Annotated in this window: 15 protein-coding genes; 8 read left to right on the forward strand and 7 right to left on the reverse strand. The window is 57.1% G+C overall.

What is annotated here, in order from left to right; all coding sequences use genetic code 11:
- Positions 1–76 precede the first annotated feature (76 nt).
- Positions 77–577 (forward strand): hypothetical protein, encoded by a 501-nt coding sequence (locus QP977_RS01740; protein WP_049172012.1) that lies wholly within the window; start codon positions 77–79, stop codon positions 575–577.
- A gap of 178 nt (positions 578–755) precedes the next feature.
- Here the strand turns inward: QP977_RS01740 and QP977_RS01745 are convergent, their stop codons facing one another.
- On the reverse strand, positions 756–2,930 hold the full coding sequence (locus QP977_RS01745) for a DEAD/DEAH box helicase (protein ID WP_284847078.1): 2,175 nt from the start codon (positions 2,928–2,930) through the stop codon (positions 756–758).
- A 713-nt stretch (positions 2,931–3,643) separates the two neighbouring features.
- Here QP977_RS01745 and QP977_RS01750 point away from each other — a divergent pair.
- Entirely contained in the window at positions 3,644–4,576 is a 933-nt protein-coding gene (locus QP977_RS01750) for a bile acid:sodium symporter family protein (RefSeq protein ID WP_070429346.1), read from the forward strand.
- On the opposite strand, the gene QP977_RS01755 is transcribed toward QP977_RS01750, so the two are convergent.
- A complete protein-coding gene (locus QP977_RS01755) occupies positions 4,573–5,955 on the reverse strand; it encodes an MFS transporter (RefSeq protein ID WP_404595820.1) in 1,383 nt (460 codons plus the stop codon). The genes QP977_RS01750 and QP977_RS01755 overlap by 4 nt on opposite strands.
- 120 nt (positions 5,956–6,075) lie before the next feature.
- On the opposite strand from QP977_RS01755, the gene QP977_RS01760 reads away from it, so the two are divergent.
- Both QP977_RS01760 and QP977_RS01765 read left to right on the forward strand, forming a co-directional pair.
- Positions 6,076–6,468: a (deoxy)nucleoside triphosphate pyrophosphohydrolase gene (locus tag QP977_RS01760; protein ID WP_149420935.1), complete on the forward strand. Its 393-nt coding sequence runs from the start codon at positions 6,076–6,078 to the stop codon at positions 6,466–6,468.
- 41 nt (positions 6,469–6,509) lie between these two features.
- Positions 6,510–9,398: a DUF3427 domain-containing protein gene (locus tag QP977_RS01765; RefSeq protein ID WP_149420914.1), complete on the forward strand. Its 2,889-nt coding sequence runs from the start codon at positions 6,510–6,512 to the stop codon at positions 9,396–9,398.
- Between the two features lie 97 nt (positions 9,399–9,495).
- Here the strand turns inward: QP977_RS01765 and QP977_RS01770 are convergent, their stop codons facing one another.
- Both QP977_RS01770 and QP977_RS01775 read right to left on the reverse strand, forming a co-directional pair.
- Positions 9,496–10,635, reverse strand: coding sequence for a trypsin-like serine protease (locus tag QP977_RS01770; protein ID WP_257073131.1), 1,140 nt, complete (start codon positions 10,633–10,635; stop codon positions 9,496–9,498).
- A 255-nt stretch (positions 10,636–10,890) separates the two neighbouring features.
- Complete coding sequence (locus QP977_RS01775; RefSeq protein ID WP_284847079.1) at positions 10,891–11,952, reverse strand: chymotrypsin family serine protease; 1,062 nt, start codon at positions 11,950–11,952, stop codon at positions 10,891–10,893.
- Between the two features lie 298 nt (positions 11,953–12,250).
- Here QP977_RS01775 and QP977_RS01780 point away from each other — a divergent pair, with 298 nt between their 5' ends.
- Positions 12,251–12,805: a hypothetical protein gene (locus tag QP977_RS01780; protein ID WP_049190066.1), complete on the forward strand. Its 555-nt coding sequence runs from the start codon at positions 12,251–12,253 to the stop codon at positions 12,803–12,805.
- A gap of 28 nt (positions 12,806–12,833) precedes the next feature.
- On the opposite strand, the gene QP977_RS01785 is transcribed toward QP977_RS01780, so the two are convergent.
- Both QP977_RS01785 and QP977_RS01790 read right to left on the reverse strand, forming a co-directional pair.
- A complete protein-coding gene (locus QP977_RS01785) occupies positions 12,834–13,676 on the reverse strand; it encodes a hypothetical protein (protein ID WP_284847080.1) in 843 nt (280 codons plus the stop codon).
- Between the two features lie 198 nt (positions 13,677–13,874).
- Positions 13,875–14,687, reverse strand: coding sequence for a (2Fe-2S)-binding protein (locus tag QP977_RS01790; RefSeq protein WP_049172126.1), 813 nt, complete (start codon positions 14,685–14,687; stop codon positions 13,875–13,877).
- Positions 14,688–14,873: 186 nt separating this feature from the next.
- On the opposite strand from QP977_RS01790, the gene QP977_RS01795 reads away from it, so the two are divergent.
- The 3 genes from QP977_RS01795 (at position 14,874) to QP977_RS01805 (ending at position 23,401) form a co-directional block, all read left to right on the forward strand.
- Positions 14,874–15,692, forward strand: a complete 819-nt coding sequence (locus QP977_RS01795) for a hypothetical protein (protein WP_224783718.1) — start codon at positions 14,874–14,876, stop codon at positions 15,690–15,692.
- A 91-nt stretch (positions 15,693–15,783) separates the two neighbouring features.
- Positions 15,784–19,629 (forward strand): ABC transporter ATP-binding protein, encoded by a 3,846-nt coding sequence (locus tag QP977_RS01800; protein WP_284847081.1) that lies wholly within the window; start codon positions 15,784–15,786, stop codon positions 19,627–19,629.
- 103 nt (positions 19,630–19,732) lie between these two features.
- Positions 19,733–23,401 carry a multifunctional oxoglutarate decarboxylase/oxoglutarate dehydrogenase thiamine pyrophosphate-binding subunit/dihydrolipoyllysine-residue succinyltransferase subunit gene (locus tag QP977_RS01805; RefSeq protein ID WP_048732838.1) on the forward strand — a complete coding sequence of 1,223 codons (3,669 nt, stop codon included), beginning with the start codon at positions 19,733–19,735 and terminating at the stop codon, positions 23,399–23,401.
- A 352-nt stretch (positions 23,402–23,753) separates the two neighbouring features.
- On the opposite strand, the gene QP977_RS01810 is transcribed toward QP977_RS01805, so the two are convergent.
- Positions 23,754–24,509 (reverse strand): type 2 periplasmic-binding domain-containing protein, encoded by a 756-nt coding sequence (locus tag QP977_RS01810; RefSeq protein ID WP_016422416.1) that lies wholly within the window; start codon positions 24,507–24,509, stop codon positions 23,754–23,756.
- Positions 24,510–24,528 lie beyond the last annotated feature (19 nt).

A 24,528-nucleotide genomic window follows, 5' to 3' on the forward strand; every position in this document is an offset into this window, starting at 1 on the left:
TGGTCTTAATAAAGAAGTATCCAGGCCACTCCTCGCTTGAACGCGAGGCCTACATTCAGTCGTGGAAAGGTAATACGTGCAAAACGTAGTTCTTATGGTTCACGTCCTGGCGGCAATTCTGCTGCTTGGACCGGTGACTGTCGCAATTTCGATGTTCCCGAAGCTCGCGCTTGCAGCCCGCGGCGGAGAGGCTGGAACGGTCGGCGCCGCGCGCACCATGCACGCCATTTCGCGCACCTACGGCATGTGGTCGCTGCTCGTGCCGCTGCTCGGCTTCGGTGTCATGTTCACCGATGTGTCGACCTACATGAAGTCCGGGGCAATGCACGCCGCAATTCTGCTGGCTATCATCGCCTGGGCACTGTTGTTCTTCCTGGTCATTCCGCGTCAGCGTCTGATGATGGCCGGCCTCGGCATCGCTGACGAAGACGAGGATGCTGACGATCCGGAGTTCATCGAGCGTCGCAAGAAGGCTGAAGAGCTCGACTGGGACAAGCAGAAGGGCCAGCTGGCTATGTTCTCCGGCATCTTCTCCCTGCTGTGGGTTGTCGCCGGCATCCTGATGTTCTTCATCTAGAGCTCACGCTCAGACACAATAAAACTGCCGGTGCGCCTGTACGTTTCGGCCCGACTTTTAGGGCTTGGAAGTACATGCGCACCGGCAGTTTTTTTATTTTCTAGGTCAGCGCCAAGGGCGGTCGTCGGTTGTCGCCTGACGACGCTCCCCCCCCCCCAGCTCACCTCACCTAGCAGGTTTAGCGGCGTCCGCCTCGGTAACCACCGCGACGGTCATCACGGCCACCACGGTAGCCACCGCGACCGCGACCGCCACCACGACGGTCATCGCGACCGCGACCACGGCCACCGAAATCGTCACCGTCATCGAAGCTTCCACGGTAGCCGCCACGGCCACGGCCACCACCACGACGGTCGTCGCGACCGCGACCACCACGGTATCCTCCGCGACCACGGCCGCCATCACGACGATCGCCACGGTAGCCACCACGGCCACCGCGGTAGTCATCGCTGTCGTCGACCGAGGTGCCGTCGTCAAGCTTCAGCCCAATGAGCTGGCCGGAGATGCGAGTATCGGAGAGGTTGTTGATGACTTCTTGCGGCAGGTTGGCCGGCAGTTCAACCAGAGTGTGATCGCCACGGATGTCGATGTGCCCGAAGTCCTTGGAGGACAGGCCACCCTCGTTGGCGATGGCACCGACGATGGCACCCGGGCGGACGTGCTGGCGACGACCGACGCTGATGCGGTAGGTTGCGGTGCCTTCGCGGTCGAATTCGACCAGGTCAGCGCGCTTGCCCTGACCGCGCTCACCGCGGGAGCGACCATCGCGGCCACGGTTGCGGTCGCGGTCGAAACGATCACGGTCACGGTCGTTACGACGGCCACGCGGCGGCTCCTTCATTAGGAAGTCGCCCGACTGTGCCTGCGCAGCGATAGCGGCGGCGATATCAACCAGTGGGGTGTCGTGCTCTTCTGCGTACTCCTCGATGAGCTCACGGAAGACCGGAACCTGCGAATCAGCAAGCGCCTCGGTCAAGTCATCAGCGAACTTCTGCTTGCGAGAGTCGTTGACCTCATCGACGGTCGGCAGCTTCATCTCGTGCAGCTGCGACTTGGTTGCACGCTCGATCGAGCGCAGCAGGCGTCCCTCACGCGGGGTGACAAAGAGCAGCGCCTCGCCGGAGCGGCCAGCGCGGCCGGTACGACCGATGCGGTGGACGTAGGACTCGGTGTCGTGCGGAATGTCGTAGTTGACCACATGAGAAATGCGGTCAACGTCCAGGCCACGAGCAGCCACATCGGTTGCCACCAGGATGTCCAGGCGACCGTCCTTGAGCTGATCAATCGTGCGCTCACGGAGAGTCTGCGGGATATCGCCGTTGATGGCAGCAGCGGAGAATCCGCGGGCACGCAGCTTCTCGGCGAGCTCCTCGGTCTCGTGCTTGGTGCGCACGAACATGATCATCGCTTCGAATTCCTCGACCTCGAGGATGCGGGTCAGCGCGTCCAGCTTGTTGCGGTGGCTGACCATCAGGAAGCGCTGGCGAATGTTGTCCGCAGTGCGAGTCTGGGACTTGACGGTAATCTCTTCCGGCTCCGTCAGGTACTGCTTGGACAGGCGACGAATCGCAGCCGGCATGGTAGCCGAGAACAGCGCGACCTGCTTGTCATCCGGGGTGTCGGCAAGAATGCGCTCGACATCCTCCTGGAAGCCCATCTGCAGCATCTCATCGGCCTCGTCCAGCACCAGGAAACGCAGGTCGGAAATGTCCAGCGAGCCCTTCTCCAGGTGGTCGATGACACGACCAGGCGTGCCGACGATAATCTGCGCACCTCGGCGCAGACCCGACAGCTGCACTCCATAGGACTGACCACCGTAGATTGGCAGGACCTGAATCTTGCCCAGGTGATCAGCAAACGACTGGAAGGAGTCCGCAACCTGCAGCGCCAGCTCACGGGTCGGAGCAAGCACCAGAGCCTGAGGTGCGCGGACGGAGCGATCAATGCGAGCCAGAATCGGCAGCGCAAACGCCGCGGTCTTACCGGTACCAGTCTGAGCCAGGCCGACGACGTCGCGGCCGCTCATCAGAGTCGGGATAGTAGCAGCCTGAATTGGGGACGGAGTCTCAAACCCAACCTTGCGAACTGCATTGACAATGTCATCCGGCAGCTCAAGCTCATCGAAGCCGACGGTGTCGTCGTTGTCGTCTTTGTTCTTTTCGGCCTTCTTCTCAGCCTTTTCGGACTTTTCCTTGACCTCGGCCTTTTCGGTCTTTTCCTCAGCGGCCTTCTCTTCGACCACCGGTGCTTCCTCGGCCACTACATCCTCGGCCTTCACAATTGCGTCCTCGCGGTTTTCGCGCTGATCCTCGCGGTTTTCCTCGACGCTGCCATTCATTTCATTATTAGCCATTTGGGGCTCTTCCTGGGCCTTTTCGCCCGCACACTCAATATTCAACAGTTGATTACTCACAGTTGGGTCGCACATACATGACCCGCCCAATTTACGTTCTTGTTTTTCAGTGCTCTCACGTCGGAATTGCGATGACATCGCTTCTCTTGCACATACTTCGAAAAATTGCGCCCAAACCCAATTCAGCTTTTACTTCCGAGGAGGGGCGCCCATCATGCACTATGCACTTTCAAGCGTTTCACCAGCGAATTTATACCGCTGCCAGATTCTCTGCGACATTGTCGTCAGGATTTCACACCGACTGCCCAGACTACGCCACCGTCGGTCAAAAAACCATTTCCTGTCCGCAAGGTCACAACACTAGGCGGTCGATTTCTTGGATGAGGCCCCGGCGCTGGGGCCGTCGTTAAGCGAGCGCATTGCACCCACTTCGGGGTGCCTATTTTGTAATTTCCTGGGGTGAGGTGGCTAACATTTTCCCTACAAGTTTGTACACATATCAGCTATTTTCCGCCGTGGAACACCCACCGTTCGGCGGACTTTTGCAACTACACAACGTATAAACCCAAGGTCGCTCGAAAATGCCCAGCAATAGTAATTCATCTGAACCGCAGCCGTCATCGCCCCGGCAGTCCCCGCTAAAACCACATTATCCCGACGAGTTTTCTGGGAATGGCGGGCAGCCGGATACACAGCCGTCGAAGCTCTCGGCAATGATTGAAGTTCTCGGGTTTCCGGGCTTTATTTTGGCGGGTTCGGCGCTGGCATTCTTCTTCCCCGCCCCGTTTACTCCGCTGACGGATTACATCACGTACTTCCTGATGATCATCATGTTCGCGATGGGCCTCACCCTGACCATCCCGGACTTTAAGCAGGTCGCTAAGCGCCCGTTGGCGATTCTCTTCGGCGTCATTGCTCAGTTTGTCATCATGCCGCTGCTAGCGATTGCCGTGGCGAAAGCCCTCGGCCTCAACCCGGCACTCGCCGTCGGCCTGCTGATGCTGGGATCCGTCCCCGGCGGCACCTCGTCGAACGTCATCGCTTACCTGGCACGCGGTGACGTCGCACTGTCCGTCGCCATGACCAGTGTGTCGACGCTGGTCTCGCCGATTATGACGCCGTTTCTTATGCTCGTGCTTGCCGACGCGCACACGGAGGTCGACGGCCTCGGGATGGCCTGGAGCCTCTGTCAGACAGTCCTCCTGCCAGTGATTGGCGGTCTGATTATCCGCTTTGTGGCCGATACCTTTATTAACAAGATCCTCCCAATCCTGCCGTGGATTTCTATTCTCGGTATCGGTGGCGTGGTCTTCGGTGCCGTGGCCAAGAACGCTGAGAGCCTGGCGAACATTGGCCTGATTGTGTTTGTGGCTGTGATCATCCACAACGTTCTGGGCTACGTGCTCGGCTTCTTTGCAGGCCAGCTGGTGGGGATGCCGACTGCGGGCAAGCGCACGGTGGCCGTGGAGGTCGGCACACAGTCCGCTGGCCTGTCCTCCGGTATGGCAGCGAAGTTCTTTACCCCGGAGGCAGCGCTTCCCGGCGCGGTGGCCGCTGTGGTGCATAACATTACTGGCGCTATCTATGTGGCTATTTGCCGAAAGGTCGATGAAGGCAAGGAAACTAGCAAATCCGCTTCTGCTTAAGCTGTTTTTGCTTCGGCTTCTTTGGCTCCGCTGTTCGACGAGTGGGCTGGTAGAGTCTCTCGCCCGAAGATCCAGCCCACCATTGCGACCAGCGAAATGACACCGCAAACAAAGAAACCGGCCTTGAACCCTGCGGCATCCACAATTGCGCCGACAATCAGCGGGCCAGAGATCGCTCCGAAGTCCTGAGCCATCTGGAAATTGGCCAGCACCTTTCCACCTTGGCGGTTGGCGCCGATGACGTCGGCAAGCACGGCCTGCTGCGATGGATTGATCATGCCAGCGCCGAAACCCGCGAGGACGGAGAGAATCAGTAGCGGAATGGCACCGCTGCTAAATCCGATAGCGCCCGTGAACACGCCGTTGATGAACAGGCCCGTGATGAGCAGAGGGCGACGGCCGATGCGGTCGGAGAGACGGCCGGAAAACTGCAGTGCCGTGACATTGCCGAGCGCGAAGGCCGTCAGCGCGAAACCAGCTGTGGCAGTGGCGGCTACTGCCCCATCGCTGCCCGGTTCTGGGGTGCCAACATGGGAAAACGTTGCCGCGGCGAACAGCGGGACAATCGCGACGCGCACACCGAAGTTCGACCAACCGTTGGCGAAGGCTCCGACTAGTGCGCTCCGATATGCCGAGTCACGGATTGCCTCGGAGAACCTCAGCACCGGGGTCGTGCGCTTGGGCACTACATGGCGAAGATGCTCCGCACTCAGCGACATGCCGACCACAATCGTTGCCACGATCAGCGCCCCACCGTAGATGAAAAACGGCATCCGCATGCCCCATGCGCCCATTGCAGCACCAATGATCGGGCCAAAGACATTGCCCAACAGGAAGGCTGTGCCGTAGGCGGCCGAGCTCTTACCGCGGATCTCCGGCGGTGAAATCCGCACAATCAGCCCCATTGCCGAGACCGTAAACATCGTCGAACCGATGCCTCCGAGCGCACGAAACGCCAGCAGTTGCCAATATGTCTGCGCAATACCGACAAGCAAAGTCGAGAACGCGACAATACTGATGCCGGTTAGGTACGTGCGTCGATATCCGAGCTTCTCTACCAGTGAGCCCGATGCCGGCGCGAAGATTAGCCGGAAAATGGAGAACGAACTGACCACGAAGCTGGCCGCGAACACCCCCACATCGAAGCTGCGCGCGTACTGCGGCAAGATCGGTGCAATCAGACCGAAGCCCAGCGCAATGATGAACGCAGCGCTGACCAGAATCCAAATCTCTCGCGGAATCGGCTGTTTAGTCCCGTCTAATTCACCCTGCCGAGGATTCAGACCTTGTGGTTTGCTTCCCACCTCCGATGCGATATCCGGCTGAGATTCGCACTTTGCTTTACGACGAAGCAGGTCGCGCGAACGGGAAGCTGACAAGGTAACGGTCCTTTCTACTGTGCAAAAGAGAACATAAGAGGCCCAAGAGTTCACCATAGCCCGATCTGCAAACAGTGACGATTACTAGAATGAGGCGCAATGACAGAACGCGGAGTTGAGATGAAAAAACGAATCGAAGTTGTAGGTGCCGTTCTTACCTACGAAGGAAAAATATTCGCCGCACAACGCGGCCCAGGTCGCTCGATGGAAAACTATTGGGAATTCCCCGGTGGAAAGATCGAAGAAGGCGAGTCCCCTCGTGAGGCTCTAGCCCGTGAACTAAGAGAAGAGCTAAAACTTGACGCTGAGATCGGGAACCACATTCTCACTGTCGACCATGAGTATGACTTCGCCGTTATCTCACTTGCGACATACTTTTGTTCCGTTTCTTCTCCCGAAATCAAGCTAACGGAGCACACTGAATATCGTTGGTTAGAACCGGTCGAACTTTATTCCGTTGATTGGGCGCCAGCGGACATCCCTACAGTCGACATTCTTGTAAACGAACAGTAATCAATACAAGCGACGCAACGTGCATTTAGTATGCTAAAACAATGATGAATTCCCTGGTCGGAGACCTACGCTACGGCTTCATCGATAAGAACATCGTTGCCGACAAAAAATACAATCCCCGACTCATTCGCAACGATGAGTCGGCCACTATGTACAATGCGCTCCGCGAGGAGCTACGCACCGCTACGAGTTTCATATTTTCAGTAGCATTTATTTCTCCGGCCGCCCTTGCCATGCTGAAGGAGGATCTCCTTCAGTTTTCTGGCCCAATGACGATCATCACGTCGAACTACCTTGATTTCAATTCACCATCGATGTTCAGAGAACTACTCGAAATTGAGGGACTGAACATCTACATCTACCCTGAGGATCATCACCGGGGTTTTCATCCAAAGGGATACCTCTTTTACAAAGAGGTTGAGCTTTCAGCCATCGTCGGCAGCACAAATTTGACGCAAAAGGCGCTCCAGGAAAACGAAGAGTGGAATCTGCACTTTTCCAGTCACCAGAATGGTGATATCACATTCCAAATTGAGACGGCCATTGATATGCAACGTAACCGTTGCATCCCACTAACTCATCAATGGGTCGATGAGTACGAACAGAACCGCGTACCTCCAGTTTCGAAAAACACGCACACAAAGTTGCTGCCCGAGGGCCCAGTTATCGCCAATCAAATGCAGCAGGTAGCGCTGTCGAATATCGCTGACTTGAGGCAGTCAGGCGAGCGGAAAGGCCTCATAATTTCCGCTACCGGCACGGGGAAGACGATCCTTGCTGCACTAGCAGTTAAAGAAGCACAGGCCAAGCGCGTCTTGTTCGTTGCCCACCGGGAACAGATTCTGGAAAAGACTAAGAGTGAGTTCCAAAAGGTACTTGCCTACTCCGGTTCTGAGCTTACGGAGGCCGACTTTGGACTCTTGGTTGGTGGGAAAAAAGAAACTGATGCACGATACCTTTTTGCCTCAGTTCAATCCTTGTATTCCCAATCGACTTACAAAACCTTTTCTCCAGATGCCTTTGACTTCATCATTATTGATGAGGTTCATCGTGGCGCTGCTAATTCCTACAAGCCAGTTTTTGAATACTTCAACAGTGAGTTTGTCCTCGGCTTGACCGCAACTCCCGAGCGTCCAGATTCAGGGGACATCTTTCGCCTCTTTGATTTCAACGTTCCTTACGAAATCCGACTGCAAGCCGCTCTTGAAGCCGACATGCTCGCACCATTCCATTATTTCGGTGTCACCGATTTTGATGATGGAGTTCGAGCGATCGGTGATAAGACTGCATCCATCGATGCTCTCGTCGCTGAAGATCGTATCGACTATCTCCTGGAGAAGCTCCGTGTCTACGGGTTTCCTGAGAGAGTTAAGGGGCTCATGTTTTGCAGTCGGAAAGACGAAGCGAAAGCGCTATCGGAGCAGCTCAACCAAAAGCAGCTCTTTGGCCGGCAGCTACGGACGAAGGTGCTTCTAGGTGAAGACTCAATCTCGACACGAAATGCTGTCGTAGCGGAGTTATCTGCCGGCGAACTCGACTACATCATCACCGTTGATATTTTCAACGAGGGCATCGACATTCCGGCAGTAAATCAAGTAGTGATGCTGCGCGGCACCGAATCAAACATCATTTTTACCCAGCAGCTGGGCCGTGGCCTTCGCAAAGCCCCAGGAAAAGACCATCTCCGAGTAATTGATTTCATTGGAAACTACAAGAACAATTACATGATCCCGATGGCTCTTTTCGGAGATTCATCTAGAAATAAGTCGAAGCTCAAGAGCAAAGTCGTTGATCCCTCGAATATCCCATCGGGCTCCACTGTGAGCTTTGATGAAATTGCCAAGGAGAAGATCCTTAAAGCCATCGATACAGCCTCGGTGGACACGATTGCTGAATTTAAAAAGGATATTCAACTTCTCCAGTACCGACTGAATCGTGTACCACGACTAATGGATTTTGCTCGATTCAATCTCGTTGACCCTACAGTCATCTCGACCAGGCGTACCAAGAATTATTGGGAACTCCTGCACCAGGTGGACAAAGCAGCAACAGGACCAACGGATAAGCAGAGTGAATACTTGAAGTTTTTGTCCCGCGAGCTACTTCCCGGAAAGCAACCCCAAGAGTTACTTCTACTTGACCAGCTTATTAAGCATGGTTCCATCACACGTGAAGAGTTTTCAGAATTACTCGACACAAGGGCTGTTTCTCACAGCGAGCTGGATCTCTCTGTTGTCGAACGAGTACTCAACCTCGAGTTTTACCCGAAGCGGGCCTACGAAGAAATTAGATTGGTCCGGTACGATGACGAAACCTCACGTTACAGTCTGACTGAGGAATTTTTGACTTTATACAACAAGTGGGATTCGTCATATCCAAACAGCTTTCGAGAGCATGTGGATGACATCATTCAAACTGGTCTTTTCCTGTCCCGCGAAAATGATTATTTCACGGGTGTACTTCGCCGCAATCAACGCTATTCCAGAAAGGATGTTTCTCGTCTTTTGAGGCTTCGGTCGGATCAATCAGGCACGCTAAATGGCTATAAGATTGATTCCCACTCGCAGACGATTCCAATCTTTGTAAACTACCGAAAGCACAAGGGGCTTGCTCCTCGCATCGCATACGAGGATGAATTCATTGACCATTCGACGATGCGTTGGTTTACACGTTCAAATAGGACGCTAAAGAGTCAGGAAGTCCAGAGCATCATCCAACATAAATTCCCTATCCATTTGTTTGTACGCAGGGATGATTTACCAGATGAAGGATTCACCTACCTTGGCGAAGCCACTCCAAGTGATCCCCAGCAAGCAAAAATGAAGGGGGTTAAGGGGAAAGACTCGAATGTTGTCACAATGAAGCTTCACCTTGAACATCCCGTTCCCGACACATTCTTCGAGTACCTTCACGCAAAGCCGATTGACTAACGAAAGCCAAACCCCTACCCCGCCACTGTGGCGGAATAGGGGGTTGAACGGAGCGTCGTAAAGCGAACGCCCTATCTACGAGACTGCGGTGACCTGATTAGAACAGGCTCGGCAGGTTCGCCTGCGAGGAAATGTTGCTGACAGACTGCGTTGCCTGAGCGGTCGCACCCGACAGCTCCGGAATCGGCAGCTCCGGGAGAGACGGGCTCTCCGAGATGATGTCGGCAATCTCCGGCGGGACCTCGACGCCCTCTGGGAGCAGCTCGCCAATCGGGCCCAGCTCCGGCTCTTCCTGTGGGACGTGCTGCTTGGTGTACTGGGAGTCCTCGTCAATCGTGCGGAACTCGGACTGCGGTTCAGTGGAGGTCTCTACCTTGAAGCGCTCGTTGACCTGGCCGTCCGGGATGTCGTACTGCTCTTCAAGAGCAACGTCAATCGGCTGGAAGCGACTCAGCGGGCCGATGCCCATGGAGTTAACGCCAATGGCCTCGCGAGTCTCCGGGTTGAAAGCGTTTCCTCCCGAATCGCCGTGGTCAATCGGAGCGATAGCCCAGACACCATTGCGGACTCGGAAGACCTGGAAGCCGCAGCCACGGCCGGTACGGGAACCGTCGGTGCACACAGGCTCACCGAAGTTGTCGACAGAAATCTCCATCGGCTCGAGAGTGCGCTTGTCCTCGATACCGACGATCTGAACCGGCTCGCCGTGGACGTTGCCGAACTCATCAACAGAGTGGGACATAGAGGTGGTCTTGATGTCGTCCTGAACCTCAATGATGCCGTAGTCACCGCTATTGAAGAGGTCGTTGAAGAACTCCGGCATAGTGGTGTTTTCGTCGAAGTCACCCTCTTCCGGCATGATATCGGTGCCCATGTAGTCCTTGTTGACCAGCTTGTCGCCGTCCTTGGTTGGGATGAAGAACTGGCCGGTGACCTCTTCGCCGGTTTCAGTATCCTTCGCCACAACACAGTGACCGGCAGTCATGATGACACGATGCGAAACGCCATTCTGATCCACAACGGTGCCGGGAACTCCCAGAGAGCACATCGGGGACTGAACATGCCGTCCGTCGATGTTCTTACTGCTCGGGAACGGCATTCGCAACGGCGAGCCCGGGCCGATGACAACATCCGAGTTTGCCGGTGCAGCCTCAGCTACCGCGATTCCGGGCACAAAGCCACCCGCAGCTACCGACAGTGCAGCCGTGAGTGTGGCGACCTTCTTTGAACTGGCCATAGTGTGCGATACTCCATTTCTGTACAGAAAACTTGTCCCACTCAGTGTATTAGGGACACCTTTACAAAGCTCTCCAAAAATGGAACCTAGGGTGAAATTCTCAGTCGAGGAACCGTTCATTCGCCTTCACGGCACGCGCATTACACATCAAAAGGTTTGTTCAACAGCAATGCAAGAGCCAGAACCATCCGCCTTGGATGATTCTGGCTCTCTTAACGGTTCGGGGGTGATTTTTGTCAGATTCTCAGACTGGTGCTAGCCCTCAAAGCTTGGAAGCTGAATTTCTGCCAATTGAGGCAACTCAAACGGCTGTGACGATTGTGGCAATTGGGGCGATTGTGGCAGTTCAGGGAGCTGCGGTGACTGCGGCAGCTGGTCCACAAGATCAGCTAACTGCGGTACAGAATCTTCCTGCGAAGCCTGCGAATCCTGCGTCCGGGCGTACTCCTGATCCGCCGCCATATCCTCATTGAGGGTGCGGTAGGAGGAGTCGCGCTGAGCCGTGGAATCCGATACCTCGAAGTGGTCGTTTACTTGACCGTCGGGAATGCCGTAGGCCTCCTGAATGGCAATATCCGCGGGCATCACACGCGAGACCGGACCGAAGGTCATCGAATTTACGCCAATAACTTCGTTAGTGGTCGGATCGTAGGCATTTCCGCCCGAGTCACCGTGGTCAACGCCGATACCAACCGTCCAAATGCCGTTTCGAGCCCGGAATACCTGATAGCCACAGGCACGTCCGGTACGCATGCCGTCCTTACAGATAGGTTTGCCAAAATTATCGAAGGAGACCTCGCCACGCGGCAGGTCTTCATTGTCCTGAATGCCAGTCATCGCTACAGGCTCCCCGTAGCTCTGACCATTTTCATCGATGGAGTGACTTGCGCCGGTAGTTTCTACGTCTGGATCAAGGTTGATTACTCCATAGTCTGCACCATTAAAGGCCGCCGGCAACGACTCCAGTCCGGCATCTTCCTGCGGCACTTCCCAACGGTGAGCACCTGTCGTACCAATGCGCTTATCGCCTTCGGTGGTTGGCACATACACCTCACCGGTAACGATTGGCAGACCCACATCCGGAGCATCATTCACACAGTGCCCTGCGGTCAACATGACCCGATGCTTTTCCCCATTGCGGTCCGTCACCGTTCCCGGAACACCCGCCGAACACATCGGCGAGTTGACATTTCGGTGCCCATCCCACGGGCTTCCCTCCATGGGAGTTCGAATCGGGTCACCCGGACCAACCACGACAGCATGTGCCGCGACCGGGGCTGCTAAGGACAAAAGTGCTGCGAAAGCCGATACCGCCATTCGACTTCTTGCGTGCTTCATTGAGACGAATCTTTCAAATTTTTAGTTTTCCTTTAGGACCATCCCCCACACTAATCCACCACCCCACCCCCAGAAATAGCGTTTTCTCAGACTCTTGGACTTTTACAAAAGTCGTTATCGAATCGTTTCCACAACCCCACATGTCCCTGCAATAACACCAGGCACCTAGCCAATTGACTACCCCCACTTGGGTAGCCAATTGATGCTAAACATATCTCGAACATTAGTTCTATATGTTCGAAAATGCGAGTCCGGGTTGTTCGATAACTTGTGAGCCATGAACACAGCAGACGAGTTTCCCATTCATCGCCGCCTAGCTCTTCCCCCACTATCCGCTACCTACCGTGCAGAATGTTTCGAAGACCTCGACCTCATCCGCACAATCCTCTGCCACCCCACCATCGGCCGTAGGCATTCGCCCGGCGCGCTAGATCACACCTTCTCGCTTCCCGACGGGCCTGTGGTCACCGTCCGCGCGTCACGGATAGCGCTTCCTCGCGCACTGGTCTCTCAGCTTGCCGACGTGCACGCGGAATACTTCATCCTGAAGGATGAGCCCATGTTCATGTACTCCGTTTCCGTCAAGGTGGAATCCTCATCGGAGGTAGTCCTCCGCGGAATTGGCGGTTCGAATCGGACGCGGGAAGAAAACCGCCGACGTACTCGGGCTGTGGCTGAGGCACTCCATCGTGCGCAGGACTGCAGCAAGATACACGAAAACGGCACTGACCTCGCACTCCCCGGGCGCCGTTATAGCTGGATTGGCACCAGGGACGCGCGGCCACTGCCGTGTCCTAACGAGCTCTTTTCTTCTCGCCCATCAGCGGCTTAGCACTGGTCACAGTGCTGCCACAGTACGGCTACCCGCTGTCGTCGCCTTCTTCGTCGTCCTCGTCGTCCTCGTCGTCATAGTCGCCATCGTCATAGAGGTCATCATCGTCGTCATCGTCATCATCATCCCCGTCCAAGGAGGCAACGTGATCAGAGTAGATATACTCCGCGTACCCGTCATCGACGGGTGCCAGCTGATCTTCCCATTCCTCTGCGCGGTCTACCACGAGCGCAAGGACATCCATCAGCTTGTCAAAGTCCTTGAAGGTGCCCAGCGTCAGAACCTCATTGCGCAAGGTCTGGATGTCAGAGTAGAGGTCAGCGAACATCTTGCGACGGTCATCATCGGTGAGAACCGTTTCGGTGTCCGAGTCCCAGAACTCTGCGATGGCCTGGTCGACAATGTCGTCCAAGTTCGCGTCCTGGGAGATGAAGCGGACGTGTGCGCTGGGCTCGTTGTTGTGGGCAGTTACCAAAACCTGGACCAACGAGGAGGTACCAACTTCGGAGGTGACCAAGGTTGCCTCTTCGGGGTCCTGTTCAAACTCCAGGTCAGCAATGCGGTCATCATCACCATCGAGCAGAGTGCGCAGCAGGCCAACAACCTGGTCAGTAGCTACATGGTGGGCGACTGCCGCGACGGCGTCTTCGACGGAGAATACAGCGGAGACCAGAACAGCTTCGAACTCGTCGTCCTCATCATCCACATCGGCAGCGGCTACGTAAACTTCGGCAGCCGGGATGTCCTCATCAATGGTGACGAACTGAACCTCCAGGTCAGAGGTAATGGGAACGAAGAGGGTGTCATCGTTGACACGGCTTTCAATGCCCTCGCGGTCCAGTGCCGCAGCAATCTGCTCGAAAAAGCTCATGGGTGGAATCCTCCCTTGAAAGATAATTGGCCTCTACCCGCAGCCAATCGTAGCGACAAACGCGCAATCATGGGGTGGCTCATGCCCCCGGCAATTGCTGCGAAAGATCGCGCCGGCAGCGTGCGTGCTGCTGCAAAGCCGCCAACGCGGTCGGTTGAGGAGCAGGCCGCCAGCTGTCGATTCTCGAAAACAGAGCGCTCAGTAGCGTGCCCAGAGTTGATGGCGTTCCTCACGAGAACGTTTTGGACAGGAGACACACAGATCGGCATCTGGGCTGTGATAAATCATGCAGCAAGTAGCCCTCTCCAGGTGAGTAACTACATCGAAGTCCGGTTCTTCTCCCGATTCAGCAGCGGCTTCATCCCAGGGGCGCACCTCGCCTCCGCAGGAATCCATGAAACGAGGAAGAGGGACCCGATGTACTCGCTGTATTCCCTCAACGACATGTTTGCCAATAAGCGCTCCACGCCAGGGCTCCATCAGCTCATTACCGGCGGATATTGCGGCGTTAGCTACGGCATCGGCAGCCACGGCCCAAAGAGGGGCAGGCTTGATTTCCCCGACTTCTCCAACAACCTGAGCCAACGGCTCCAAGAAATGAGCCAGTGCTTCGCCGGAATCCTTCAGCTCATCCGCATCCTCAGCGGAAATGCTTTCAAACTGTTGAGCTTGGAACCCAACCCAATAGTCATCTCGAAGAAATGTGAGCCAAGAAGACCACTGCCACACTGGAACTCGATCGGACACCAACACGCATGCCAGCGATGGCCCTACCAATGCTCCGCACATGGACCACCACCACAACTGGGCCTGGAAACGGGTATCCACCTCAACCTCGGGCATGGGAAACAGCTTTCTCCCAGCCTCAATTCCGGCGGCTACAGCTTCGGTAGAAAGGTGCCACTCCGCAGCGCCGTCGTGAGGCGTGACATCTGCGGAAAACCGAGGAAAGTCCGCCAAAAGCTGGGAGTACTCGGGAGGCAATGCGGCACCCCGCGTGACATCGTTCACCAGTCTCATCCTTCTATCGACTGTGTTAATCGCCGTACACCTGTCTATTTTTCCACCGACTACGGAATTTCCCCACAGCTCAGTAGTGTTTATATGGGCATATGGCTCTCAACGGACCCGTTTAGGAGGTCTACTACTTTGTTCCAAAAGACGAAGAAGGATTCAACTCGCACAGTAACTGATGCGGTGAACTCAACCCCCGAAGCGATCGAACGTGATGCCGGAAAACTGGGAACCCTTCTTATCCAAACCCTGGATAAGACCATGAGCTGGCAGTCGTCTGCCATCACCGGGTACGTCAGTTCCCTGCACAAGCGCAAAAAAGATGAAACTCCGGCGCAGGTACAAGAACGTATTGATTCCCACTACCTCAACCTGGTCACCGGCACCGGTGGTGCCGCCGGCGGCAGTGCGGTTCTTCCCGGCGTCGGCATGATTACGGGCTTGGCTGCGGTTACCGGTGAATCGCTGCTGTTCCTGGAAGCATCAGCCTGGTACACACTGGCCTCAGCAACCCTGCGCAATATTGACATCACCGATCCGCAACGCCGTCGCACGCTGATTCTTGCGGCCATGAGCGGCTCTGAGGGGACAGCTATTATGGCCTCTCTGCTTGGCGAGGAATCGCTGCGGAAGCAGACCAAAACTTCCGTAAATTCTCTACTGCCACGGCTTGGCGTTCCGCAGCTGGGTGCAGCAAACCGCCTGCTGATTCGCGAGGCACGCAAGCGCTTGATGAAGAACGCTCGCCTGGCCATCATCGGTAAGATTTTGCCATTTGGAATTGGCGCCGTGGTTGGGGCCTCCGCCAACCGCAAGCTCGGTGGCATTCTTATCAGCTCCACTCGCGCATCTCTGGGCCCGCTTCCCCAGGATTGGTCGGACTTTGAACGAAAGCTACCGGCTAAATCCAACACCTCGGAGGACTCGAAGAAGGACTCAAAGTCATCGAGGTTCTCTATTCCCTCGGCGCTGAAGTGGCCGAAGAAAAAGAAGAATAAGTAGTTCCTCTTACCCCGATTACCCTTCAGCGACGTTTTTCAATGGAAGAGCGGTACCCACCATGGCCCAGAGCAAACCCCTCAGAACCTCTCCCATGAAGTTCTTGTGGAAACAGTCTCTTCACAGGCCACTACCGCTCTATGGTGTCATTGTTGCAGCGCTAATCGTTGTCGGGCTGGAGTCCGTACTTCCGCTTCTCACTAGAGATGCCATTGATGTGGCAACGGGCTCTTCCGATGGCGGTGTCCCCGCGCGCCTACTGCCTTCCCTAACTCCCCTGCAGGCAGTCATTTCCGTCTTTCTGGCCATCGCGTTAGTACGCTTCGTCGCCCAGGTGGGGCGCAGATTCTTCTCCGGCAAACTCTCCATTGATGTTCAGCACGACCTGCGACTAAAGATCCTTCGCTCCCTACAAAACCTCGATGGTCCAGCACAAGACCGAGTCAACACCGGCCAGGTCGTGTCACGGTCAATTTCCGACCTCCAGGCAGTGTCCGGACTACTGGCGATGTTGCCGTTGACACTGGGATCCGTCGTCAAGCTGTTCATCACTATCGGCATCATGCTCGCCCTCTCGCTGCCCCTGACACTGGTCGGCCTCGCCGTCGTGCCAGCGATTGTCTACATTGCGGTGAATTCGCGTGACAAACTCCATGCCGCAACCTGGGCTGCCCAACAGCAAGCAGGCGAGATCGCCGGACAAGTCGAGGAAACCGTTTCCGGCATCCGCGTTGTCAAGGCGTTTGCGCAGGGTGACAACGAAGTTGCGAAGATGGAGCGTAACTCGTCGCTGCTCTTTTCCCTACGCCTGCGAGCGGCAAAACTCAGCGCTCGATTCCAACCGGCGCTGCAGTCGTTGCCGCAACTGTCCCTCGTCGGAAATATCGCGGTCGGTGGCTGGCTCGCGATTAACGGACACATCACCCTAGGCACATTCGTGGCTTTTGCCACGTATCTCACCAGCCTGACTGCCCTGTCGCGTCTGGTCTCCAACATGGTCATCTCGATACAGCTGACGTCGGCAAGCATCGACCGCATTTCCGATGTCATCGACGCCCGACCAGACAACCCCGAACCCACCGACGCGCTCCCCCTCCCCGACGGCCCCGTTGGCATCAGCTTCAACCGCGTCACCCACAGCCGTGGCGGACGCACGCTTATCGACGATGTCTCATTCTCCGTCGCACCAGGGGCGACCTTAGCGTTGATTGGCCCACCGGGGTCCGGAAAGACTATCGCCACGGAGTTGCTCGGCCGTCACTATCTGCCGGATTCGGGAACTATCACTATCGATGCGCCCAGCCACGGCACATCCACAGATACCGCGCGCATTCTCTCCAGCGACGTATATGACGCTATTACTGTCGTTCCGGACACTCCTTATCTATTTGCGGGCACATTGCGTGAGAACATCGCATTCGCCAATCCCGCGGCGTCCCAGGAAGAGATTGTCGCCGCAGCGACCGCCGCCCAGGTCAACTTCGTCGACGACCTGCCTCAGGGGTGGGACACAGCCATCGGCGAGCGCGGGCATAATCTCTCCGGCGGACAAGCTCAACGCGTCGCGTTAGCACGGGCATTCCTCGCCCGTCCTCGAGTTTTGGTTCTCGACGACGCGACCTCAGCAATCGATGCTGCAACAGAGTTAGAAATCTTCAACGCGCTGACCTCGCAGCTGGCGGAAACGACTATCGTCATCGTGGCGCATCGATCTTCCACTCTCGAGCAGGCGGACCACATCGCCATTTTCGAAGACGGTGCCATCACCGGCATTGGCACCAAGGCCGAACTGATTACTTCTCATCCGCGCTTCACCGAGCTGATGGACATCGACCAGAGCGCCTACCCCGAAATCGAAAACCTTGTTCTCGACCCCATCGACAGCGAAGACCCCAGCCCCGAGGAACTCTGGCCCGACGAATCCGCGCCAACCTCCGACAACTCCACGCCAGACACCGCTGCGCGGCTTCCCGGAGGTGCCACTTCTCAAATGAGCCGCGGGGTTGGCCGAGCCGGAGGAGGTCCAGGCGGTCCAGGTGGACCCGGTGGCCCCGGTGGCCGCGGCGGCGGTCGTGGTGGCATGGGGGCGGCTCTCGCCAATGCGCCTGCGACGCCGGAGCTACTCGAGCGCGTGCGAAACCTCCCACCCGCTACCGAAAAACCGCGTGTGCCCGCTGCGGCACTCGACAACTCCGAGCTTTTTTCTCTGCGCCGGTTGCTGTCCTATGTCCGTGGCCTATTTATAAGTGTCATTGCGCTGCTCGCCCTCATTGCCGTCGCCGATCTGGCGTTCCCCATGCTCGTGCGCTACGCCATTGACCACGGCATCAGTGAGCACAATGAGGCCGTGCTGTGGGCCTGCGCCGCAGGTGGCTTGGCGACGGTCCTCATCAGTTGGCTTGCCGTAGCCACAAATGCTGTTATTACTGCGCGCACTGGTGAGCGGCTGCTCTATGCCCTGCGTGTGCGTTGCTACCGTCACCTGCAGTCGCTTGGCATTAACTACTTCGAGGCCAATCGCTCGGGCGCCATCATGACGAGGATGACAACCGACATCGATGCGCTCTCCTCTTTCCTGCAAACGGGACTGGCAGAAGGGGCAGTCGCCGCGTTTACTCTGCTCGGTGTCACAGCGCTGTTGCTTGCCACACAGGTGTCACTCGCCGCAGTGGCGTTGGCATCGCTTCCCATCATTGTGGTGGCCACCCTGGTATTCCGCCGAATCTCCTCGCGCCTATACAAGTTTGCACGCGAGCAGCTCTCCTTGGTCAACGCTGATTTTCAGGAGACCATTGGTGGGCTTCGCGAGATTCAGATGTACCACCGCGTCGCCGATATCGAATCTTCCTTTGCCGAGGAATCCGATAAGTACCGCGCAATTCGTCAGCGAGCGCAGCTGGCCGTGGCTCTATTCTTCCCCGGCATCAACTTCGTCTCTGAGTTGGCAACAGCCGCGGTATTGGCTGTCGGTGCCCAACAGGTTGCTTCGGGAACCACGACGCCCGGCGTACTCGTCGCCTTCACGCTGTACCTAGGAATGCTCTTTGGCCCGATTCAGCAGCTGTCCCATGTTTTCGACGGCTACCAGCAGGCGAAGGTCGGCCTCAATCGCATTGATGACCTCCTACAGACCGCCCCCATGCCAGATCACGGCACTACTGACGGCGCGTCCCGCGCAGCTGCTGGCGACCTGCGCTTAGACAAGGTAACTTTCTCCTACTCCGCCGCCGACTCTGAGCACGAACGCCCGCAGGTTCTCGATGCTCTCGATTTGCAGATTCCTGCCGGAGAAACAGTCGCAATTGTCGGATCCACGGGCGCCGGAAAATCAACAATCATTAAGTTGTTTGCTCGGTTCTACGATCCAGTTGACGGTGTGGTGCGAGCCTCCGAAACTGACATCCGCGACTTCCCTCTTAACGATTGGCGACGCACCCTCGGCTATGTCCCCCAAGAATCACACCTGTTTTCGGGGACAGTAGCAACAAATATTTCCTACGGTCTACCGGACAGCAGTCATGCTGAAATTCAGCAGGCCGCGAAAAACGTCGGTGCCCTCAGCACCATTGCCAGCCTGCCCGGTGGCTTCCACCACCCCGTCGGCCCAGATGGCCGAGGGCTCTCCTCCGGACAGCGTCAGCTCATCGCACTCGCTCGTGCCGAAATGATGCGTCCTGAACTGCTGCTTCTCGACGAAGCCACCGCGACACTCGACCCTGCAACAGAGTCGGCAATCCTTGAAGCCACTGACCGTGCGTCGCGTCAACGCTCGGCAATTATTGTGGCCCACCGCCTGGCTACAGCGGCTCGGGCCAACCGGATTTTGGTACTTGACCACGGGCGTATTGTCGAGGACGGCTCCCATGACGAGCTCCTAGCGGCGGGTGGCCAATACGCAGAGCTTTGGAGCAAGTACCATATGGGGAGCGCGACGGTGTAGTAATTCAGAATTTTCGTTATCCTTGAATGACACTTTGACACTTGCGCTAATTAGAATAAACGTGAGTTAGTAAAACTAAGACGAAAAGAGGCGAGTACCTGCCGTGAGCAGCGACATGAGCTTCGGCCAGAACGAATGGCTGGTCGACGAGATGTACCAGCAATTCCAGAAGGATCCACAATCTGTGGGTCAGGAATGGCGCGAATTCTTCGCAACCCACACCCCGTCCCAAAAGGGCGAGGACCTTTCCAATATGGCAAAGCCAGCAGCAGCCACGAAGGAGGAAGCTAAGGCAACCGGACGTCGTGAATCCAAGGGGGTCGAACCAACTAAGACCCCGAACAAGCCGGCGTCCCCGAAGCCAAAGAAGTCCCCAATGGATGCAGCAGCCAAGGTTTCGGCTGTTGAATCCGGCGAGGAGCCTCTGAAGGGCGTCGCACGGGCTATCGCTAAGAACATGGATGTCTCCCTGGAGATGCCGACCGCTACGTCGGTTCGCGATATGCCGGCACGTCTGATGTTTGAAAACCGCACCCTGGTTAACAATCATCTGGCACGCGCCCGCGGTGGCAAGATTTCCTTCACCCACATCATTGGTTACGCCATGGTGAAGGCTGTCATGCTCCACCCGGACATGAACAACAACTACAAGGTGGTTGACGGCAAGCCAGTTCTGGTTACCCCGGAGCACATTAACCTCGGCCTGGCTATTGATATGCCAGCTAAGGACGGCTCTCGCTCGCTCGTAGTTGCCGCTATCCGCGAGTGTGAGACCCTGACCTTCAAGCAGTTCGTCGACGCCTACGAGGACATCGTCGTTCGTGCTCGCCACGGCAAGCTGACCGGTAAGGACTTCCAGGGTGTCACCATTTCCCTGACCAACCCGGGCGGCATCGGTACCCGCCACTCCGTCCCGCGCCTGACCAAGGGCCAGGGCGCGATTATCGGTGTCGGTTCCATGGATTACCCGGCTGAGTTCGCTGGTGCTTCCGCTGACCGTCTGGCAGAGATGGGCATCGGCAAGCTGGTGACCATCACCTCTACTTACGATCACCGCATTATCCAGGGTGCAGAGTCCGGTGAGTTCCTGCGCACGATGAGCAACCTGCTCGTCGACGACAAGTTCTGGGACCACATCTTCCAGACCATGCGCGTCCCCTACACCCCAATCCGTTGGGCACAGGATCTGCCGAACACGGGTATCGACAAGAACACCCGCGTTATGCGTCTGATTGAGGCCTACCGCTCCCGCGGTCACTTGCTGGCTGATATCGACCCGCTGCGTTCTGACCAGCCGAATGATTCCGCTCCGAACCACGCTGACCTCGATATTGAGGAGCACGGTCTGACCCTGTGGGATCTGGACCGTACCTTCAACGTCGGTGGTTTCGGCGGCAAGGAGACGATGACGCTGCGCGAGGTTCTCTCGCGCCTGCAGAACGCATACTGCCTCAAGGTCGGTTCCGAGTACGCTCACATCCTCGACCGCGAAGAGCGCGAGTGGCTGGAAGAGCGCATTGAGGGCGGCCAGCCAAAGCCGTCCCACGCTGAGCAGAAGTACATCCTGCAGAAGCTGAACGCCGCTGAGGCATTCGAGAACTTCCTGCAGACCAAGTACGTCGGCCAGAAGCGCTTCTCCCTTGAGGGCGCAGAGTCGCTGATTCCGCTGATGGACTCCGCCATTGACACCGCTGCTGGCGCTGGCCTGGATGAGGTCGTCATCGGTATGCCACACCGCGGTCGACTGAATGTGCTCGCAAACATCGTCGGCAAGCCACTGCGCCAGATCTTCACCGAGTTCGAAGGCAACATCGACCCGGCACAGGTCGGCGGTTCTGGTGACGTCAAGTACCACCTGGGTACTACTGGCCGTCACATCCAGATGTTCGGCGAGGGCGAGATTGACGTCACCCTGACTGCGAACCCGTCCCACCTCGAGGCCGTCAACCCGGTCGTTGAGGGTCTTGCTCGTGCACGCCAGGACAAGATCAACAAGGGCGAAGAGGGCTACTCCGTCATGCCGCTGCTGCTGCACGGTGACGCATCCTTCGCCGGCCTGGGCATTGTCCAGGAGACCCTGAACCTCATGTCCCTGCGTGGTTACAAGGTCGGCGGTACCGTCCACATCGTGGTGAACAATCAGATTGGCTTCACCACTTCGCCGGACTCCGGTCGTTCCTCCTACTACGCAACCGACATCGCCAAGGCATACGGCTGCCCGGTCTTCCACGTCAACGGTGACGACCCGGAGGCTGTCGTCTGGGTCGGCCAGCTGGCTGTTGAGTACCGTAACCGCTACGGCAAGGACGTCTTCATCGACCTGGTCTGCTACCGCAAGCGCGGCCACAACGAGGCCGATGACCCGTCCATGACTCAGCCGCTGATGTACAAGATCATCGACGAGAAGGAAAGCGTTCGTGCTCAGTACACCGAGGACCTCATCGGTCGCGGTGACATTTCCGAGGAAGAGTACGAAGCAGTACGCCGAGACTTCCATGACCAGATGGAAGCGGTCTTCAACGAGGTTCGCGCAGCTCAGGACGCAAAGCCGGGCGAGCAGACCGGTATCGCCGGTTCTCAGCCGCTGCCGCACGGTCTCAAGACCGGCATCGACAAGGCTGAAATCGTCGAGATTGGTCAGTCTTACGTCAACCTCCCTGAGGGCTTCAAGATTCACCCGCGTGTTGCGCCGGTCGCTAAGAAGCGCGCGGAGATGACTCAGGAAGGTGGCATCGACTGGGGTATGGCCGAGCTGCTGGCAATCGGCTCCTTCACCGGTGCTGGCATCGACGTCCGCTTCGCAGGTGAGGATGTCCGCCGCGGTACCTTTACCTCTCGCCACGCAGTTCTGATTGACTCCGAGGACGGTTCGGAATACAACCCGATCGACGCCTACGGTAAGTCCAAGAACGGTGGTCGCTTCATGATTTACAACTCGGCTCTGACCGAGTACGCAGGCATGGGCTTCGAGTACGGCTACACCCTGGGTAACCCGGACGCAGCAGTGTTCTGGGAAGCACAGTTCGGTGACTTCGCCAACGGCGCTCAGACCACCATTGACCAGTACGTTTCCTCCGGCGAGGCCAAGTGGGGTCAGACCTCCAAGCTGATCCTGCTGCTGCCGCACGGCTACGAGGGCATGGGCCCGGACCACTCTTCGGCACGTATCGAGCGCTTCCTGCAGCTCGCAGCCGAGGGCTCCTACACCGTTGCTCAGCCGTCCGAGCCGGCTAACTACTTCCACCTGCTGCGTCGCCACGTCCTGTCCGACCTGCACCGTCCGCTGGTTGTGTTCTCGCCGAAGTCAATGCTGCGCAACAAGATGGCAGCGTCTGCTGTCGAGGACTTCACCAACCCGAACAAGTTCCGCTCGGTCATCGATGACCCGAACTTCGAGTCCAAGGACAAGTCCGGCATCAAGACCCTGCTGCTCTGCTCCGGCAAGATCTACTGGGAGCTGGAGAAGAAGCGCAAGAAGGACAAGCGCGACGATCTTGCAATCGCTCGCCTGGAGATGCTGCACCCGCTGCCGCACAACCGCCTCCGCGACATCTTCGAGTCCTACCCGGATCTTGAGGAAGTCCGCTGGGTTCAGGATGAGCCGGCTAACCAGGGTCCATGGCCGTTCCTGGCACTGAACCTCCCAGAGGTTCTGCCGGATATGCCGAAGCTGACCCGCGTTTCCCGCCGTGCACAGTCCTCCACCGCAACTGGTGTGGCTAAGGTACACCAGATTGAGGAGAAGGCTCTGCTGGAAGAGGCTCTCAAGTAGGTCTCATTGACTGGTCTTCACCAGTTAGCGTGTGAACGCTAAGGGGCTCCAACCGTTCGGTTGGAGCCCCTTTCCTGTTGCTTGGGCGATCGTTGCCAGGCATCAAGGGCGAATAGTCAAAAAGCGTGTCCGGTCGGCGTGCCACCGGGTCGGCACCATTTACTACTTAGTCCTCAATGCGAGTTACTGACTACGTTTATGACAAAAATGTCCCGAAAAATGGCATGAAAGTGTCATAAACTCGCACAGTTTCACATTTGCAGCCCGCATTCATGGGTTATTCAACAAACTTGGCGGCAGCCAACAGCAGATACGCGTCAGATACCGCCACAACTAGCCCCCGCCGCCCCGACTACGCCTTGTCCAGCCACTCCTGAGCGACCAACTCAGGGCTGGCGCCACCAGCCACAGCCCGGGTCATCAGCTTCAAGTCCTCAGTGCTCAGCGAACCCGCAATCTCATTGAGCACGCGGACTCGATCATCTCGGTCCAACGCTGGCTTGACGTAGAAAGGCACAAGCCATTGCGGCAAGTCAGCCCCAGCATTGTCAGCTGACACATCCGCGCAGCCCTGTGCCATGCCCGCGTCGGTGGCCATAACTTCACCCGGCAGCGACCGCGAAAATGCGTCGTACACACGGTCGCGCCACTCGCCGCTGAACTGCTTGTCCGGGGTGGAGTCGTCGGCGTATTCCTCCGCCAGTGAAGCCGCCGACGCAGGGTCGCTCAGGCCGAGTAGCTCACCTGTGCATCCGAAGGAGACCAGGACCGCTTCATTGCGTACGGCCCGCAACCGGTCGTCAGCATTGCGAATGCCGACGACCTCCGCTTGCCGCCCTATTCTCTCGAAGCTTTGCGCATACACGTACGCAAGAGCTGCTTGCTCAGGGTTGCGTAGGTCTGCCCCGACAGTCACTACCGCCTCCTGCTCGGGAGGAACGGGCATCTGCGGATCCAAATCAGAACATGCGGCAAGACCGAACCCCGTCGCCCCAGTGACCAATGCCAGGGCGGTAAAAGTGCACGCAGTAGCCGTGGAGCTACCCTTGCACCCCATTGAGCGGATGCGAAAGTGGAACCCGGCGTTCGCACGTCTAAAATCAATCATCGACACCAGCGTAACCTAC

The sequence above is a fragment of the Corynebacterium sp. MSK012 genome, from assembly GCF_030232435.1.
GTDB classification, from domain to species: Bacteria; Actinomycetota; Actinomycetes; order Mycobacteriales; family Mycobacteriaceae; genus Corynebacterium; species Corynebacterium jeikeium_D.